General features: G+C 50.4%; 9 protein-coding genes and 1 rRNA gene. 9 read left to right on the top strand and 1 reads right to left on the bottom strand.

Translation table 11 applies throughout. The annotated features are described in order from the left end of the window. Together uvrA and MRBLPE1_RS26815 are read left to right on the top strand one after the other, a co-directional pair. Window positions 1–2,883, top strand: coding sequence for an excinuclease ABC subunit UvrA (gene uvrA / locus MRBLPE1_RS26820; RefSeq protein WP_364151594.1), 2,883 nt, complete (start codon window positions 1–3; stop codon window positions 2,881–2,883). A gap of 486 nt (window positions 2,884–3,369) precedes the next feature. Continuing rightward, complete coding sequence (locus MRBLPE1_RS26815) at window positions 3,370–3,585, top strand: hypothetical protein (protein ID WP_364151592.1); 216 nt, start codon at window positions 3,370–3,372, stop codon at window positions 3,583–3,585. Window positions 3,586–3,658: 73 nt separating this feature from the next. On the opposite strand, the gene MRBLPE1_RS26810 is transcribed toward MRBLPE1_RS26815, so the two are convergent. Further along, window positions 3,659–4,627, bottom strand: coding sequence for a sugar phosphate isomerase/epimerase family protein (locus MRBLPE1_RS26810; RefSeq protein WP_364151590.1), 969 nt, complete (start codon window positions 4,625–4,627; stop codon window positions 3,659–3,661). A 310-nt stretch (window positions 4,628–4,937) separates the two neighbouring features. On the opposite strand from MRBLPE1_RS26810, the gene MRBLPE1_RS26805 reads away from it, so the two are divergent. The 7 genes from MRBLPE1_RS26805 to MRBLPE1_RS26775 form a co-directional block, all read left to right on the top strand. Further along, on the top strand, window positions 4,938–6,053 hold the full coding sequence (locus MRBLPE1_RS26805; RefSeq protein ID WP_364151587.1) for a S1C family serine protease: 1,116 nt from the start codon (window positions 4,938–4,940) through the stop codon (window positions 6,051–6,053). Window positions 6,054–6,112: 59 nt separating this feature from the next. Beyond that, the gene (locus tag MRBLPE1_RS26800; RefSeq protein ID WP_364151584.1) at window positions 6,113–8,038 is read left to right on the top strand and encodes a stalk domain-containing protein; all 1,926 of its coding nucleotides are present in this window, start codon (window positions 6,113–6,115) and stop codon (window positions 8,036–8,038) included. Window positions 8,039–8,238: 200 nt separating this feature from the next. After that, window positions 8,239–10,755 (top strand): U32 family peptidase, encoded by a 2,517-nt coding sequence (locus MRBLPE1_RS26795; protein ID WP_364151581.1) that lies wholly within the window; start codon window positions 8,239–8,241, stop codon window positions 10,753–10,755. Window positions 10,756–10,938: 183 nt separating this feature from the next. Beyond that, window positions 10,939–11,658, top strand: a complete 720-nt coding sequence (locus MRBLPE1_RS26790; RefSeq protein ID WP_364151579.1) for a heptaprenylglyceryl phosphate synthase — start codon at window positions 10,939–10,941, stop codon at window positions 11,656–11,658. 263 nt (window positions 11,659–11,921) lie between these two features. Continuing rightward, window positions 11,922–14,300: a DNA helicase PcrA gene (gene pcrA / locus MRBLPE1_RS26785; RefSeq protein WP_414698928.1), complete on the top strand. Its 2,379-nt coding sequence runs from the start codon at window positions 11,922–11,924 to the stop codon at window positions 14,298–14,300. A 63-nt stretch (window positions 14,301–14,363) separates the two neighbouring features. Next, window positions 14,364–16,367: an NAD-dependent DNA ligase LigA gene (gene ligA / locus MRBLPE1_RS26780; RefSeq protein ID WP_364152714.1), complete on the top strand. Its 2,004-nt coding sequence runs from the start codon at window positions 14,364–14,366 to the stop codon at window positions 16,365–16,367. Window positions 16,368–16,803: 436 nt separating this feature from the next. Continuing rightward, window positions 16,804–16,921, top strand: a 16S ribosomal RNA gene (locus MRBLPE1_RS26775); the annotation flags it as partial.

Below are 16,921 nucleotides of genomic sequence, written 5' to 3'. Positions count from 1 at the left end.
TTGGCTAGCGATAAAATAGTTATAAAGGGCGCACGTGCCCACAATCTCAAAAATATTGACGTTACGATACCTCGCGATAAGTTTGTGGTATTGACGGGTTTAAGCGGTTCGGGGAAGTCCTCGCTCGCATTCGATACGATCTATGCGGAAGGACAGCGCCGCTACGTGGAATCCTTATCCGCCTACGCGCGTCAATTCCTCGGACAAATGGAAAAGCCGGATGTTGATTCGATCGAAGGACTTTCCCCGGCCATTTCCATTGACCAGAAGACGACGAGCCGGAATCCGCGTTCCACTGTCGGAACGGTAACGGAAATTTACGACTATTTGCGGCTGCTGTTTGCGCGTATCGGCAAACCGCATTGCCCGGAGCATGGAATAGAAATTACATCGCAGACCGTTGAACAGATGGTCGACCGGATCATGGAGTATCCTGAGAAGACGAAGCTTCAAATTTTGGCCCCTCTTATTTCAGGGCGCAAGGGTGAGCATACGAAGCTGCTGGCTGATATTCAGAAGCAAGGCTTCGTTCGGGTACGCGTGAATGGCGAGCTCCGTGAGCTTAGCGAGAAAATTGAGCTAGAGAAAAATAAAAAACATAGCATTGAGGTCGTTGTTGACCGCATTGTAGTGAAGTCGGATATTCAAACGAGGCTGGCCGATTCTCTGGAAACGGCGCTTAAATTGTCCGAAGGACGCGTACTCGTCGACATAATGGAGCAAGAGGAGCTGCTCTTCAGCTCCAATCTCGCTTGTCCGGAGTGCGGTTTTAGCATCGATGAGCTGGAGCCGCGCATGTTCTCCTTTAACAGTCCTTACGGCGCATGCCCGGATTGCGACGGTTTAGGCGTCAAAATGATCGTGGATCCGGATTTGCTCGTGCCGGATAGCAGCAAATCGATCGAAGATGCCGCTTTCCTGGCATGGGCGGGCAGCACCTCGAACTATTATCCGCAGTTTCTGAGCGCGGTTTGCGTGCATTACGGCATCCGGCAGGATGTACCGGTATCCGAGCTTGAGCCTGAGCAAATGAAGAAGCTGCTTTACGGAACCGGCGGAGAGCGTGTGCGCTTCCTATACGAAAACGATTTTGGCCATCGGAAAGAAGCGTATGTGCCATTCGAAGGTATCGTTCATAATTTGGAGCGCCGCTATAGGGATACCGCATCGGATATGATGCGCGAGCATATTGAGAACTACATGAGCGCCAAGCCGTGTGCAGGCTGTAAGGGACAGCGGCTTCGCAAGGAGAGCTTGGCCGTTACGATCCATACCCGAAATATATCTGAAGTTACCTCTTTCTCCATCGGGGATGCGCAGCGTTATTTCGATTCGCTGAAGCTTTCGCAGAAGGAGCTGGCGATCGCGAGTCTTATTTTGAAGGAGATCAACAGCCGTTTAGGGTTTCTTGTTAATGTCGGGCTTGAATATTTATCGTTAAGCCGTGCGGCGGGGACGCTGTCAGGCGGCGAAGCGCAGCGGATCCGGTTGGCGACACAAATCGGTTCCAGCTTGATGGGGGTTCTCTATATCTTGGACGAGCCGAGTATCGGCCTTCATCAGCGTGATAACGACCGATTGATCGAGACGCTTGAGCATATGCGCAACTTAGGCAATACGCTCATAGTCGTCGAGCATGACGAGGATACGATGCTCGCAGCCGACTATATTATTGATATCGGGCCCGGAGCAGGTATTCATGGCGGTATGGTCATTGCCGAAGGGACGCCTGAGGAAGTGATGGCGAATGAAAACTCGTTAACCGGACAATACTTGAGCGGACGCAAGTTCATTGAAGTGCCTGCTGAGCGGCGGAAGACGAACGAAAAATGGTTAGAGGTTCGTGGGGCGAAGGAAAATAACCTTAGAAACGTCAACGTGAAAATTCCACTCGGCGTATTCTCGGCGGTCACGGGTGTTTCAGGCTCAGGAAAATCAACCTTCGTAAACGAAATTTTATATAAGACACTGGCCCGCGACCTAAACAAAGCAAAGACACGACCAGGTCAATACAAAGAGATGCGCGGCATTGAGCATTTGGAGAAGGTTATCGACATTGACCAATCTCCAATTGGCAGAACGCCAAGATCGAACCCCGCTACCTATACCGGCGTGTTTGATGACATCCGTGATTTGTACGCGACTACGACGGAATCAAAGGTTCGCGGTTACAAGAAAGGCCGGTTTAGCTTTAACGTTAAGGGCGGACGCTGTGAAGCATGCCGCGGCGATGGAATCATCAAGATCGAGATGCATTTCCTGCCCGATGTGTATGTCCCTTGTGAAATTTGCAAAGGCAAGCGCTACAACCGCGAGACGCTTGAAGTGAAATACAAAGGCAAGAACATTGCGGAAGTGCTGGAAATGACGATCGAGGACGGCTGCGCCTTCTTTGAGAACATTCCACGTATTCACCGCAAGGTACAAACCTTGCTGGATGTTGGCCTGGGCTACATGAAGCTCGGTCAACCTGCAACGACGTTATCCGGAGGCGAGGCGCAGCGGGTGAAATTAGCCGCAGAGCTCTATCGTCGTTCAACGGGCAAAACGCTCTACATTTTGGATGAGCCGACTACAGGTTTGCATGTACATGATATCGACAGACTGTTGACGGTTCTGCATCGTTTGGTTGATTCAGGAGAGTCGGTGCTCGTTATCGAACATAACCTGGATGTCATCAAAACAGCGGACTACCTCATTGACCTAGGGCCGGAGGGCGGCAGCGGCGGCGGTTTGATCGTGGCAACCGGCACACCGGAGCAGGTGATTAAGGTAGAACAGTCGTATACAGGCAAGTATTTGAAGCCAATTCTGGAGCGCGACCGTGCACGCACGGCTGCTCAACATAAAGAGAAGCAGAAGGTTGCTGCTTCGGCAGAATAATACGGAAACAGCAGACTGGAAATCCTCGGTCTGCTGTTTTTTTGTATCTGTAAGCACTATGAAAATGTATGGTGGATCAGGTTGTAAATGAACAAAAAATAAAATGTAAAGTGTGCGAATTCCTTTAATATAAGCGTATTTCTGGAAAATAATTGTGGTGAAATAGTTAAATGAATGGAGCGGGAGGGAATCGTTTAGATATAATTGCACACAGGAAGTTATGCAGTCATTCGTAATGCAATGAGCCTATAACTGAACCCGCCGGGGGCAATTGCATTTCGTGAATACACGCAGTTATAGATTATGGAAGAGATGGACAATTTATAAGTGCGGCATAACGCAGAGAAGCCGGGCATTGAGAAGGGGAAAATATTTTTTGAATTCGTGACAAAGTTGTTACGAATCCCGATTCAGACTTGCATCAGAAGCCACAAAAAGCTAACATATAGTAATATAGGTTACGTGCGAAAAAAAGGAGGCCCCTTCATGTTTTTAGCAGCAGAAGCAGCTCATACTGCAAGTAAAATTGGTACTTTCGATTGGTTTATGCTTGCATTTACCGTATTGATCGCAATCGGTTTGTTTCGTCTTTTGAACACACGTCCAAAGAAAAACATTTTCGCGATTGGATTTACGGCCGTATCACTCGCATTGTTCTTGTTGATCGATTTCATCATGATCACTAAGGTTTGGTTAGCTTAGCATTTCGCATAGAAAAAAGGTCTGCCGGACAAGTCTGGCAGACCTTTTTTCTATGTCAAAAATAGGAGAGAGATTAAACCCACCACATCTCGCCAAGCGGCTCGCGGATAAGGATTTGTTGCAGATTTTGAACAGCTTTCGTGAAGCCTTCGTCAACCGACATCAAGCCGTCCTCATGCTCGATGCTGACGACATAGTCGTAGCCGACAAGACGAAGAGCGCTAAGGATGTCTGCCCATGTTTTTAAGTCATGGCCATAACCGACAGTGCGGAACTGCCAAGCGCGGTCCAGCATCAATGCGTAGGATTGCATATCCGTCACGCCGTGATGGTTGACGTTGATTGGGTCAATCGTTGTATCTTTCGCGTGGAAATGGTGAATGGCTCCTGCGCGTCCGAGGATATGTACGGCTTGTACCGGATCAATACCCTGCCACCACATGTGGCTCGGATCCAGGTTAGCTCCGATTGCATTTCCAGCCGCTTCGCGTAGACGAAGAAGGGTAGCCGGACTGTGTACGGAGAAGCCGCCATGCAGCTCAAGACCGATTTTTATGCCGCTTGCCGTAGCGAGCTTGCCGATCTCAGACCAATAAGGAATAACTTTTGCTTCCCATTGCCATTTCAAAATATCTTGGAAATCGTTCGGCCATGGAGCAACCGGCCAGTTTGGATATTTAGCATCCTCATGATCGCCAGGGCAACCAGAGAAAGTATTGACGACCGATACTTCAAGACGGTTAGCAAGCTCGATCGTTTTACGAATAACTTCGTCATGCTCCGTCGAAATCGCCTTTTGCGGATGCAGCGGATTGGCATGGCAGCTAAGTGCGCTAATCATCAATCCACGCGATTCTACCGCATGCTTAAACGCTTTCAGTTTTCCCTCGTCAGCAAGCAATCCGTCAAGATCGCAATGTGCGTCTCCCGGGTAACCGCCCGTTCCGATTTCGATGGCGTCGAGCCCTTTGGAGGCGATATAATCGAGCGCTTCCTCGAACGGCTTTTGTGCAAAAAGAACGCTAAATACTCCTAATTTCATTTATTCCTTTACCTCCCGAATCCATCAAATGGATTGATTTAGTAGTCCCACATAGTATACCACTTCTGTAATGAGAACACATAACCGAAACCACATTTGACAAAATCGCATAATAACAAAGCAAAACCAGCATATTGCGGGACTTGAGATATATTTTCTTGTTGCTTATGAACTATAAAATCTACTGATTTTCATTGTGATTATTGGGAATATATGCTATATTACAGGCTGATTACTATATTTGGAATGCTGACAATTTACTAGAAATAGATTCAACGCATAAGAGTAGCGTTAAGAGGAGAGGGAATTCATGAAGAGCAGAATGCTCCGCATAGGAAGTATCATTATGCTGGGAGCGATGGTCACTGCCGGTACGGCTTGGGCAGCAAGCACGAACACGGCGTCGACCCATGTATTGAATGCTAAAAAAATCAATGGCGAGGTTTATGTCAAGGCAAGCTCGCTCACGAGCGCGCTTGGCGGAACCGGAACCTTTGATTCCAAGACCAACACCTACGCATACACTCCGACCGATATTCCGTCAGTCGTAAAGAAAGTGTCTCCGTCAGTCGTTGCGATTATTGGTAAGCCGACAGATATCGGATCCGCGGATCCAAGATACGCGCTGGCTCATGGAACGGGCGTTATTATACGTGCGGATGGCTGGATCGTAACCAATGCGCATGTCGTGGAGGATATGACCAATTTGGTCGTCGTTACGGCGGACGGCAAGAAGTACGATGCCGTAAGGACGCATCACGATGAGGCGAGCGACCTGGCATTGGTGAAGATCAAAGCTTCAAAGCTTCCCATAGCGAAACTTGCGGCATCCCCGCTTAAGGTGCAGGCTGGCGAAACGGTTGTGGCGATTGGAACACCGGTATCATTCTCGCTCCGGAACACCGCAACAAGCGGAATTTTGAGCGGCATGAACCGCAGTGTGTCGTCTGCCTACAATCTGCTTCAAACGGATGCGGCGATTAACCCCGGGAACAGCGGCGGGCCGCTCGTTAATATGAAAGGCGAGGTCATCGGCATTAACTCGCTGAAGTTCGTGGAAATAGGCGTCGATAATCTCGGCTTCTCCATTCCGGCGGATACGGTTCAATACGTGACCAATCATTTCTTCAAATATGGCCATGTCAAACGCGCCTCGCTCGGGCTTGAGCTGGAGGAAAGCTGGTCTGCGCTTATCGGTATTCCAACCTCTGATCCGTTGACCGTCAAAACCGTAACCTCGGCTGCGGCCCAAAAAGCAGGCATTCAAAACGGCGATTTGCTTTATAAGGTTGCAGGTAAGCAAGTCTCGACTATCGTTGAGCTGAATGAACTTTTAAAAAGCTATTTGCCTGGCCAGCAGGTGGAAGTCATGCTGCAAATCGACGGCGATCTCGTGACAAGGAAGCTGACGTTGGTTGAGGGTTAATATCAAAAAAGCAAGATTAGGTTAACCGCACTTATACGATGATAGGGAGAAATTAAAAGATGAAATTAAATGTGATCCGAAGAATGATTATGCTGCTATTGCCGGCATTGCTGGTTCTATCGCTGCTGCCGGCAGCGGCGTTCGCGGCGGATGCGGGCACGCAGGTCGAGGTTCGTTTGAAGGCGGGCAGCAAAACGGTCAAAATAAACGGCGCATCCTCTACGGTTGAAGCTCCTTTTGTAAGCAGCGGCACAACGATGGTCCCTTTGAAAGTCATAACGAATGCATTTGGCGCGGAGCTTAAATTAGAAAACGGCAATGTCATCACTCTTACCTATAATGACCGCAAGGTCGTTTTAACGTTTGGCAGCAAAACGGTTAAAGTAAACGGCGCAGCGAAAGCCGTTGCCGTAGCCCCAGTCGTTGTAAAAGGCTCCACAATGGTTCCGCTTCGCGTCATTGTTGAAGCATTCGGCGCAAAAATTTCAGCGGACAGCGTAACAAAAGAAACCGTTATTATCGGCGTACGCGCACAATCGGCTGGAACGGGCGGCACATCCATCGATTCCGACTACGGAAAAACAAAAATCGGCGACAGCTACTATGGCTGGTCATTGAACTACCCGGCCGGTTTAGTACAGGTTTTACAAAGCGATAACGGCGATTACGTAAAATGGGCGGATACCGCGGATTCGTCTAAAGTAGCTGCTCAAGTGAACGTGATTACGGAGCATGTCGGAGACGATACGCTGACAAGCGAAGAACAACGCGATCTTCTTAACAGCTATTATGATGAGGATGAAATTACGGTAGACAAGCGGACGATTACCGTGAACGGCCTTGCCTTCGAAAAACAGATCACCTACACAAAAGAAACAAAAATGTATTATGAGTACCGCGGCATTCAAAAAGACGATATCTATTTTATCGTCATTGTCGGTTTGAAAGGCACGGACAAGTCGGTGTTGAACAGCTATGCCGGTCTCCTCAACAGCTTCACGCCTTCTTTTAATCAAGCAGATAAGTCAATCAAAAATATTACAAAGGTGAAGGATGGATTTATAACCTTTAAGGATGCCGATTACGGATTTACCGTTAAGCTTCCTGCCGATTGGTACAGCGACAGAGACAGCACAACTCCGACGTATGTCAACGAAACCGATGTTTTCTCGTTTAACTTGTCCTCGCTGGCAGCAGGCGACACGCTTGAAAACTGGGCTTTCCGGAGAGAAGCGCGTGTACGCGAAGACTTCATAAGCTCGAATGTGCGCAACTTCGTAACGACGCCTCTAGAGCTTAAAGACGGTAAGGCTATATCGTTGAGCTATGAATATACCTTTGGCAATAACGTGTGGCTTACTTTTAATGAGGTATTGCTTATTTCGGGCAACTACCGGTATTCGCTCGATTATGGTTACCTGTCTTCAACCAGCGCAAAGAGCAGCGCGGCATTCAAGCAGGTGATTGCTACCGTTGACATTGATACGGCTTTCATCGAGAAGAATTTCGGTTTGGTAGAGGATGAATCCGATCTTGTGGATCGGAGCAAAAGAGTAACGAAGCGCAGTGCGACGTACGGCTATTCGATCGATATTCCGACGTATTGGTACGGCGTGCAAAACAATTTTAACAAGGACGAAGTGTACTATAATTACAGTGCGGGAGATATGGTCATCTTCGAGTCTGAGCTTGACGCTTCTTCCTATGCTTCCGGCTTAGCACAGTACGCGAATTCATCGGATAGCATTGCGCAAGGGGTGACCATTAAAGAGTCCTCCACAGTGACGATTAACGGAAAAACAGCACAGAAAGTGGTTCTGCATGCTGCAAAGCCGGAGAGAGATATTCCGCATACGCTGACGTATTACATATTTAATACGGACAATGGATCAATGGTGTTTATCTTTGCGGTTTATGATGTTCACGCTACGGAAAGCAACCTTAAGATCGTCAATGATACAGCCCAAACGATTCGCTTTAATTAAGGAATGCTAATGGAAAGACTGGTCTCCCTGAGGGGGTGACCGGTCTTTTTTTCTATTGCGAGCGGCTCTGAGCGGTGCGGAAACGGTGCTGCTGCCGCTTATCCCACTGCTAGTGCCAGTAATGTGTAGTGGTATAGATGTCCGCGGTTTGTTAAGATAATAACAGCAGGTGTTAAGGATGAGAGGAATGGATCGTTAAAATGACAGATACTATAGTAAGATCGGACATAGAGCTGCTGGCTCCGGCCGGCGATTGGGATTGTATGAGAGCGGCTGTCGCCAATGGCGCGGATGCGATATTTTTTGGCGTGGAGAAGTTTAATGCGCGCGCACGCGCGAATAACTTCCGCAGCGAGGAACTGCCGGAAATTATGGCTTTTCTTCATACGTATGGGGTAAAAGGTTTTCTGACGTTCAACATTCTTGTGTTTGAAGATGAGCTGAGAGATGCGCAGAAGCTGATAGAAATGTGTATCGATGCGGGCGTGGATGCCGTTATCGTACAGGATTTGGGCCTTGTGAAGCTGATTCGCGAGCTCTCGCCGGACTTTCCGATTCATGGCTCCACGCAAATGACGATAACCTCGCCTGAGGCTGTCGAGTTTACGAAGCCCTTTGGTATTGAACGGGTCGTACTTGGACGGGAGAATAACCTGAAGCAGATTCGCACGATCGGCGAGCAGGCGAAGCTTCCGATGGAAGTATTCGTACACGGCGCGTTATGCGTATCATATTCGGGTCAGTGTTTAACGTCCGAGATGTGGGGAGGACGTTCGGCTAACCGCGGCGAATGCGCGCAGGCTTGCCGGCTGCCGTATGATTTGATGGTCGACGGAGAGATTCAGCCGATGGGAGACATCGCTTATTTGCTGTCGCCGAAGGATTTGGCGGCCATCGATATCGTGCCTGAGCTTATCCAAGCAGGCGTTAAGTCGTTTAAAATAGAAGGACGTCTAAAAAGTCCGGAGTATGTCGCGAATGTCGTGAGCAAGTATCGGCGCGCGATCGATAAATATTTCGACGGCGATTTGTCGAAGCCGTCGGTGGAGGACGTGCGTGAGCTGCAGCAAAGCTTCTCACGCGGCTTCACGCATGGTTTCCTGTCGGGAACGAACAACAAGATGCTTGTTGAGGGCACGTTCCCGAAAAGCCGGGGCGTCTACCTCGGCCGCGTAGAGCGCATTATGCGCGATGCGGTTACGCTGCGGATCGATGCGCCTTTGAAGCGCGGCGATGGCATTGTGTTTGACGCAGGCGACCCGACGAAGAAGGAAGAGGGCGGCCGCGTTTATGATATTCGCCGGCAAGGCGTGAAAATCGAAGGCGAAGCGCAGGAAGGCACGATGATCGAACTGGTAGCGGGCCGTAATGACGTGGATCTGCGAAAGGTGCATGTCGGCGACCGCGTATGGAAAACCAACGATCCGGCGCTGGACAAGCGTCTGAGAGCTTCATTTGAAACCGAAAAGCCTTACCGCGTATTTCCGCTTCATATAAGAGTCACCGGCGCGCTGGGTCAGCCTATGCGAACCTGGTGGACGGATGTTCAAAAAGGAACGACCGTCGAGGTGGTTACGGAGCTGGAGCTGGAGCAGGCGCAGAAGCGTCCCATGGATGCTGCGCTGCTCGAGGATCAATTGGGCCGTCTAGGCGGTACCGTTTATCAGTTGGATAAGCTAGAAGTGGATCTGCAAGGCGATTTGATCGTACCGATCCGCGAGCTGAACCGGCTGCGCCGCGAAGCGGTTGAGCTGCTTTCAGGCGAAAGGCCGAAGCCGCCGGTCTATGTGAAAAATCAGGTTGATGCGCATGCCGACGTGCCGAAGAAGGATATTCTGGCTCCGCAAAATGGCAAGGATGCGAATTTAATCGCGTTGTGCCGTACCTTGGAGCAGGTGCAAGCAGCCGTCAAAACCGATGTCGCATACGTTTATGCCGATTTTGAATTTATTAAGCAATTTCCGGCAGCCATCGCTGCCGCGCGCGAAGCGGGCAAACCGATCGCGCTGGCAACCCCGCGCATTCATATGCCGGGCGAGAACGGCTACCATGCGAATATTTTGAAGCTGCAGCCTGATGCGGTGCTCGTGCGGAACACGGGAGCTCTTTATTATTACCTCCGTGCCCGCGCAGCTAATCCGGATAAGCCTTTTCCTAAGCTGATCGGCGATTTCTCGCTGAATGTGGCTAACCATAAGGCGGTTAACCTGTTCACGGAGGTCGGGCTTGATCTCATTACCCCGTCCTATGATTTGAACATCCAGCAGATGGTCGATCTGCTTGAAAGCTCGGATACATCGATGCTGGAAATGGTCATCCATCAGCATTTGCCGATGTTCCACACGGAGCACTGCGTGTATTGCACCTTTATGAGCGAAGGGACCGACTTCACGAACTGCGGCCGGCCATGCGAGGAGAAGCGTGCATCCTTGCAGGACCGCATCGGAATGGCGCATCCCGTGCGCGTTGACGAAGGCTGCCGCAATACCGTTTACAATGCGATCGAGCAATCGGGCGCCGAATATATCCGTAATTTCGTAAGCATGGGCGTTTCCAACTTCCGCGTTGAGTTTTTGGAAGAAACGCCGGAGAAGGTGCTTGAGGTGCTCGGACTCTATCGCGATGCGCTTGATGGCCGCATCAGCGGTACGCAAGTATGGCGGAGCCTCAAGGCGATCAACCAGCTTGGCGTTACGCGCGGACAGCTCGTTAAATAACGAGCGCATGGATGTAAGTTTCAACCGTCTTCTCTTTTTCTCGGGAGGACGGTTTTTTATTTGAAGTTAGATTGAGGCGGTTAAGCGTTATGATTTGACACGATATTCGCCCTGGCATAGCATAGTAGGATAACGCAATTATGAGGCATTCGATTTTTGTGAAAAAGCGAGGCGTGATCATCCATGAATGGTGCTTGGTTTTCCGGCTGGAGGCATGTATTTAAACTCGACCCTGATCGAGAAATATCCGATGAAACGCTGGATGCCATCTGTACATCGGGTACCGATGCGGTAATCGTCGGCGGCTCCAGCGGCGTTACATTTGAAAATATAGTTGATCTTATGGCGCGTATCCGCAGGTATGAGGTAGACTGCGTTCTTGAGGTTTCTACCTTGGATGGCGCGGTTCCCGGCTTTGACGGATACTTTATACCGCTCGTTCTCAACACGGGCAGGGCGGAATGGATAACGGGCTGGCAAACCGAAGGGCTGAAGGAATACGGCAATTTTGTTCCTTGGGAAGAAACGGCGGCGCAGGGATACGTTATTCTGAATGCGGAAGCCACCGCGGCGAAGCTGACCGAAGCGAAGACGGATCTGGATGAAACGGAGCTGATTGCGCATGTGCGCATGGCCGACCGCTTAATGAGGCTGCCGGTTATTTATTTGGAGTATAGCGGTAAATTTGGCGATATGAAGCTGGTGAAGCGGGCAAGAATGGCCGCGGTTCAAGCGCGAATTTTTTACGGCGGCGGCATTGATAACGCGGAGAGAGCGCGTCAAGCCGCCGAGGTCGCTCACACCGTCGTCGTTGGAAATGTCATATACAACGATTTGGCGGCTGCTTTATCCACGGTCGCTGCCGTACAAGAGACGGTTAGCAGCAGCCTTCAGGCGAAGTAGGTTTTCGGAACAACAGAGTGTAATTCAGAAATTCAGCGAGTTTAAAATGGTGCTGCACGGCATAAGGAGAAACGGTTCTTATGAAGTGCGGCGCTATTTTTCTGTATGAGCGCATCCTTTGCAAAGACGGACGAAAAGCACTCCATTTCAGGCCGTTTATGACGGAAATTGGACGGTATTTTTTTGGGTTTGCAAATTGACACGCGGAGGGTCGTTGTCTACACTGAAGAGAGGCGAACATATGCGAACAAAGGAGTCGGAGCATGTTGAATTATATTAGCATCGAGCAAGCGGTACAGAAGCTGAATCCGCCGCAGCGTGAAGCTGTTCAAGCGACTGACGGGCCGCTATTGATCATGGCCGGAGCGGGCAGCGGCAAGACGCGCGTACTGACGCATCGAATTGCTTACTTAATAGAAAAAAAGCGTGTAGCGCCATGGAGTATTCTCGCTATCACCTTTACGAATAAAGCATCGCGCGAAATGCAGGATCGGGTAAGCGCGCTCGTTGGACCATCGGGTCGGGACATATGGGTATCCACCTTTCACTCGATGTGCGTGCGCATCCTGCGCAGAGATATCGATCGGATCGGCTTTACATCCAGCTTTTCGATACTCGATTCCTCGGATCAGCTGTCGGTCATTCGCGGCTGCATGAAGGATATGAATATCGATACGAAGAAATTTGAGCCGAAGGCGGTACAAGCCGCAATCAGCAGTTCAAAAAACGAACTGATTTCGCCGGAGCAATTCGAGCAGAAGGTCGGCGATTATTTTGACGGCATCGTGGCCCAGGTGTTCACGAAATACCAGAAAAAGCTGAGAGCGAACAACTCTCTAGACTTTGACGATCTCATCATGATGACGATTCAATTGTTCAAGGATGTACCCGAGGTGCTTGAGTTTTACCAGAACAAGTTCCGCTACATTCACGTCGATGAGTATCAGGATACGAATAGGGCGCAATATATGCTGACGCGGATGCTTGCGGATAAGCATCACAACATTTGCGTAGTCGGCGACAGCGATCAATCCATTTACCGCTGGCGGGGCGCGGATATTACGAACATTTTGAATTTTGAGGGCGATTATCCCGAAGCCCGGACGATCATGCTGGAGCAGAATTACCGCTCGACCGCCAATATCCTGGATGCCGCGAATGCGGTCATAAAGTTGAATACCGGCCGGAAGCCGAAGAAACTCTGGACGGATCAAGGCGCCGGCGATCTAATCGCTCTTTATCAAGCGGATACAGAGCATGATGAAGGTTACTTCGTAACGGGCGAAATTCGCAAAAACATAAATAAAGGCCATAAATTTGCCGATCATGCCATTTTGTATCGTACGAATGCGCAGTCGCGGGTTATAGAGGAAATACTCATAAAATCGGATATCCCTTACCAGATCGTCGGGGGTATCAAGTTCTACGACCGCAAAGAGATCAAAGACATTCTCGGTTATTTGAAGCTTGTTTCGAATCCGGATGACGATATCAGCCTGGTGCGTATCATTAATGTGCCAAAGCGGGGGATCGGCGATACCACAGTCGGCAAGCTCGCGGATGAAGCGGCGCGCAGAGGCACCTCGATCTACCGCGTATTGAATGATTTAGGCGAAGTAGAGGTCAACGGCCGTACGCGAACGCTGCTGCGCGAGTTTTATGAGATTATTGATAATCTCACCCGTATGGTTGATTACTTATCGGTGACGGAGCTGACAGAGAAGGTGCTCGAGCTGTCGCAGTACCGCCTTGAGCTGCATCAGGAGAACACGCTGGAATCGAAGGCGCGCCTCGAAAATATCGATGAGTTCCTGTCCGTGACCATGGATTTCGAGAAACGGAACGAAGACCGTACGCTCGTTGCCTTCTTGACGGATTTGGCACTCATTGCCGATATTGATTCCTTGAACAAGGACGAAGAGGAAGCGGAAAAGAACAAGGATGCCATCACTTTGATGACGATGCACAGCGCCAAGGGACTTGAGTTTCCCGTTGTCTTCATTATCGGAATGGAGGAAAGCGTGTTTCCGCACAGCCGGGCGCTCGCTGATAACGAAGAGCTGGAGGAGGAGCGCCGGCTCGCTTATGTAGGCATTACCCGCGCGGAGAAACGGTTGTACCTGACCTGCGCGCGCATGCGGACTTTATTCGGCCGTACGAGCAGTAACCTCCCTTCACGGTTTTTGCAGGAAATACCGGAGAGCGTCAGAGAAGGCGCATCCAGCGGCAGCGGGGGTTACTCGCGCGCAGGTGCACGCAGCAGCGGCGTAAGCGTGACGGGCGGTACTGGTGCGGCAGCAGGCAGCCGTGGTGTACCGGGACGCGCGCCGGCTAGCGGTGCAGGCGGCCGGTCCCCTGGCTTCGGAGGAGCAAGTCCGGCAACGGCGGGCGGCAGAGGCGGCGTGCGGGTAAGCACTCCGCTGCAGGATGCTGCCCGAACGGCGCAGGGCAGCGCTACGGCAGGCGGCTCGGCACCTGGGGAATTTGCATCCGGCGAGAGAGTGTCGCATGGCAAATGGGGCATCGGCGTCATCGTTTCCGTCAAAGGGACCGGCAAGGACATGGAGCTCAATATCGCCTTCCCGGCACCGATCGGCATCAAGCGTTTACTTGCGGGCTTCGCGCCAATAACGAAAGTGTAAGATGGCTTGGTCAATTTGTACGATTAGAAGGAGGAGCCTTCCGTGAACGCTCAATTAGAGAGGATGCAACAGCTTGTTGCGATTATTACAGAGCATAATTACCGCTACTACACGCTGGATGAGCCGACCGTAAACGATGCTGATTATGACAAGCTTTATGACGAGCTCGTCGCGCTCGAAGCGGAGCTCGGCATGGTATTGCCGGAATCGCCGACCCAGCGCGTAGGCGCAGACTTGCTCAAAGGCTTTGAGCCGTATAAGCACCGCGCCCGGTTATGGAGCCTGGATAAGGCACAGGATACCGAGGATCTGCTTGCATGGAATGCGAGATTGCTTAAAGCAGTGGCGGACTATAACGCGAAGCATCCTGAAGAAGAGCCGCTTCCCCAGCCGACCTATGTGGTTGAGCTGAAGTTTGACGGACTGACGCTGAACCTGACTTACGAGGACGGGCAGCTGGTTCAAGCGGCGACTCGCGGAAACGGAACCGTGGGGGAAGGCATTTTACAGCAGGTACGCACCATTCGTTCGGTTCCGCTTACGATACCGTTTAACGACGGCATCGTCGAGGTTCAGGGGGAAGGCATCATGCAGCTTTCGGTGCTGGCGAAGTATAATGAGACCGCGGCCGAGCCGCTCAAAAATGCCCGCAATGCAGCCGCAGGCGCGCTGCGCAATCTTAATCCAAGAGTGACGGCCGAGCGGAAGCTGAACGCCTTCTTCTATAATGTCGGTTTTGCAGACGGCGTTGCATTTGCGGATCATCGGGAGATGCAGCAGTTTTTAAAGGATAACCGCTTTAAAGTGAACCCGTATGTCACCTACCAGAATACGATCGAAGAGGTACAGGAAGAGCTGGTTCGCGTGACGGAGCAGCGTGAGCGGTTGGATTTCCTGATTGACGGTGCGGTCATTAAAGTGGTTGATATGCGGACGCGGGAGGCTCTTGGCTATACAGACAAGTTTCCGCGCTGGGCGGTTGCTTTTAAATTTGAAGCGGAAGAAGCGGCAACGGTGCTTGAAGCTGTTTCCTGGGAGGTAGGCCGTACGGGCAAAATAACCCCGGTAGCCCGCGTTGAGGCAGTAGAGCTCGCAGGCGTAACGGTTCAAAACTGCACGCTTAATAATATAGGCGATATTGAGCGCAAAAACCTGAAGCATGCTTTAGGCACGCTTGTAACCATTCGCCGCTCGAATGACGTCATTCCGGAAATACTAGGGAAAGCGGATGAAGAAGCCGGCATGGAAATCGTGTTCCCAACCGTTTGCCCATCCTGCGGTACGGAGCTTGAACAGCGCGGGGCTCATCTGTTCTGCAATAACAAGCTTGGTTGTCAGCCGCAAATTATCGGGCGCATTACGCATTTTGCCTCGCGGGATGCGATGGATATCGATACGTTCAGTGTCATGACGGCAGATCAGCTTTACAAAGATTGCGGTGTGCGCGATCCTGCCGATCTATATGCGCTGACCTATGACGATCTCATCAAGCTTGAGCGCTTCGGTGAGAAAAAGGCCCTTAAGCTGCTTGCAGCCTTCGAAAAGTCCAAGGACCGGGAGCTCGCGTCTTTCTTATTCGCTTTGGGTATTCCGAACACCGGTAAAGCTACGACAAAAATGCTTGCCGAGCACTACGGAAATTTAGATGCCATCATGCAAGCGGAGGCGACGGAGTTGATTACCCTCCCTGATGTCGGCGGTATTGTGGCAGAAAGCATCGTGGGCTTTTTCCAAGACCCGATTATCATGGCCAGCATAGCAAGAATGCGCGAGCTTGGCGTGAAGGCTGAGGCCGAGCAGCAGCTGATTGCTAGGAATGACAGCGTATTTAGCGGCAAAACCGTCGTCCTGACGGGAACGCTGTCTACCATGTCCAGAGATGAGGCGGCAAAGCTTCTCGAAGCATGCGGCGCCAAAATTTCAGGAAGCGTATCGAAAAAAACAGATTTCGTAGTGGCTGGCGAAAGCGCCGGAAGCAAGCTGACAAAGGCGCGTGAGCTGGGCATTACCGTAATTGAAGAAGAAGCTGAGCTGCTTCGTCTGTTGGGAGAAACGGTTATCCAATAATTCTCCTTCATTAATCAGGAGTAGAAAGAGGTTGTTCCAGGATCATATATCCCGGGGCAGCCTCTTTTTATTAGCTTGCTGAACTTGAATCGATGAATTGGCGCAGCAACGGTATTATCTTGCAATAAAAAATCATGACCATTAGACTTCAACGTCACTCGTAATTTGCAAATAATATTTGTAAAATTTTTCTACTTGTAATCCGTTTACGCAAATGATATATTATTTCTTGTCGCTTCTGAGGCACACGAAAACAACTGAATGAGACACAAACATTTGTGAAACAAACGGTTGACAACGCTGAATGAAGATGATAATATGATTTCTTGTCACGACAAAATGTGACAAACAAGTTCTTTGAAAACTGAACAAATGGATCACGTCGATCCGATAATGTTTTAAAATAGCTAGTTAAGTTATGAGCAAGTCAAACACCAATTTGGAGAGTTTGATCCTGGCTCAGGACGAACGCTGGCGGCGTGCCTAATACATGCAAGTCGAGCGGATCTTGTCCTTCGGGACAAGGTTAGCGGCGGACGGGTGAGTAACACGTG

Source organism: Paenibacillus sp. LPE1-1-1.1, assembly GCF_040676435.1.
In the GTDB taxonomy this organism is placed as follows: domain Bacteria; phylum Bacillota; class Bacilli; order Paenibacillales; family Paenibacillaceae; genus Pristimantibacillus.
The sequence above is the reverse complement of the archived record's forward strand: the minus strand, read 5'-3'. Positions and strand labels throughout refer to the sequence as shown.

Coding starts and splice junctions, on each gene's coding strand:
- ligA (WP_364152714.1), top strand. CDS start 14,364: ATGCAACAGCTTGTTGCGATTATTACAGAGCATAATTACCGCTACTAC.
- MRBLPE1_RS26790 (WP_364151579.1), top strand. CDS start 10,939: ATGAATGGTGCTTGGTTTTCCGGCTGGAGGCATGTATTTAAACTCGAC.
- MRBLPE1_RS26795 (WP_364151581.1), top strand. CDS start 8,239: ATGACAGATACTATAGTAAGATCGGACATAGAGCTGCTGGCTCCGGCC.
- MRBLPE1_RS26800 (WP_364151584.1), top strand. CDS start 6,113: ATGAAATTAAATGTGATCCGAAGAATGATTATGCTGCTATTGCCGGCA.
- pcrA (WP_414698928.1), top strand. CDS start 11,922: ATGTTGAATTATATTAGCATCGAGCAAGCGGTACAGAAGCTGAATCCG.
- MRBLPE1_RS26805 (WP_364151587.1), top strand. CDS start 4,938: ATGAAGAGCAGAATGCTCCGCATAGGAAGTATCATTATGCTGGGAGCG.
- MRBLPE1_RS26815 (WP_364151592.1), top strand. CDS start 3,370: ATGTTTTTAGCAGCAGAAGCAGCTCATACTGCAAGTAAAATTGGTACT.
- MRBLPE1_RS26810 (WP_364151590.1), bottom strand. CDS start 4,627: ATGAAATTAGGAGTATTTAGCGTTCTTTTTGCACAAAAGCCGTTCGAG.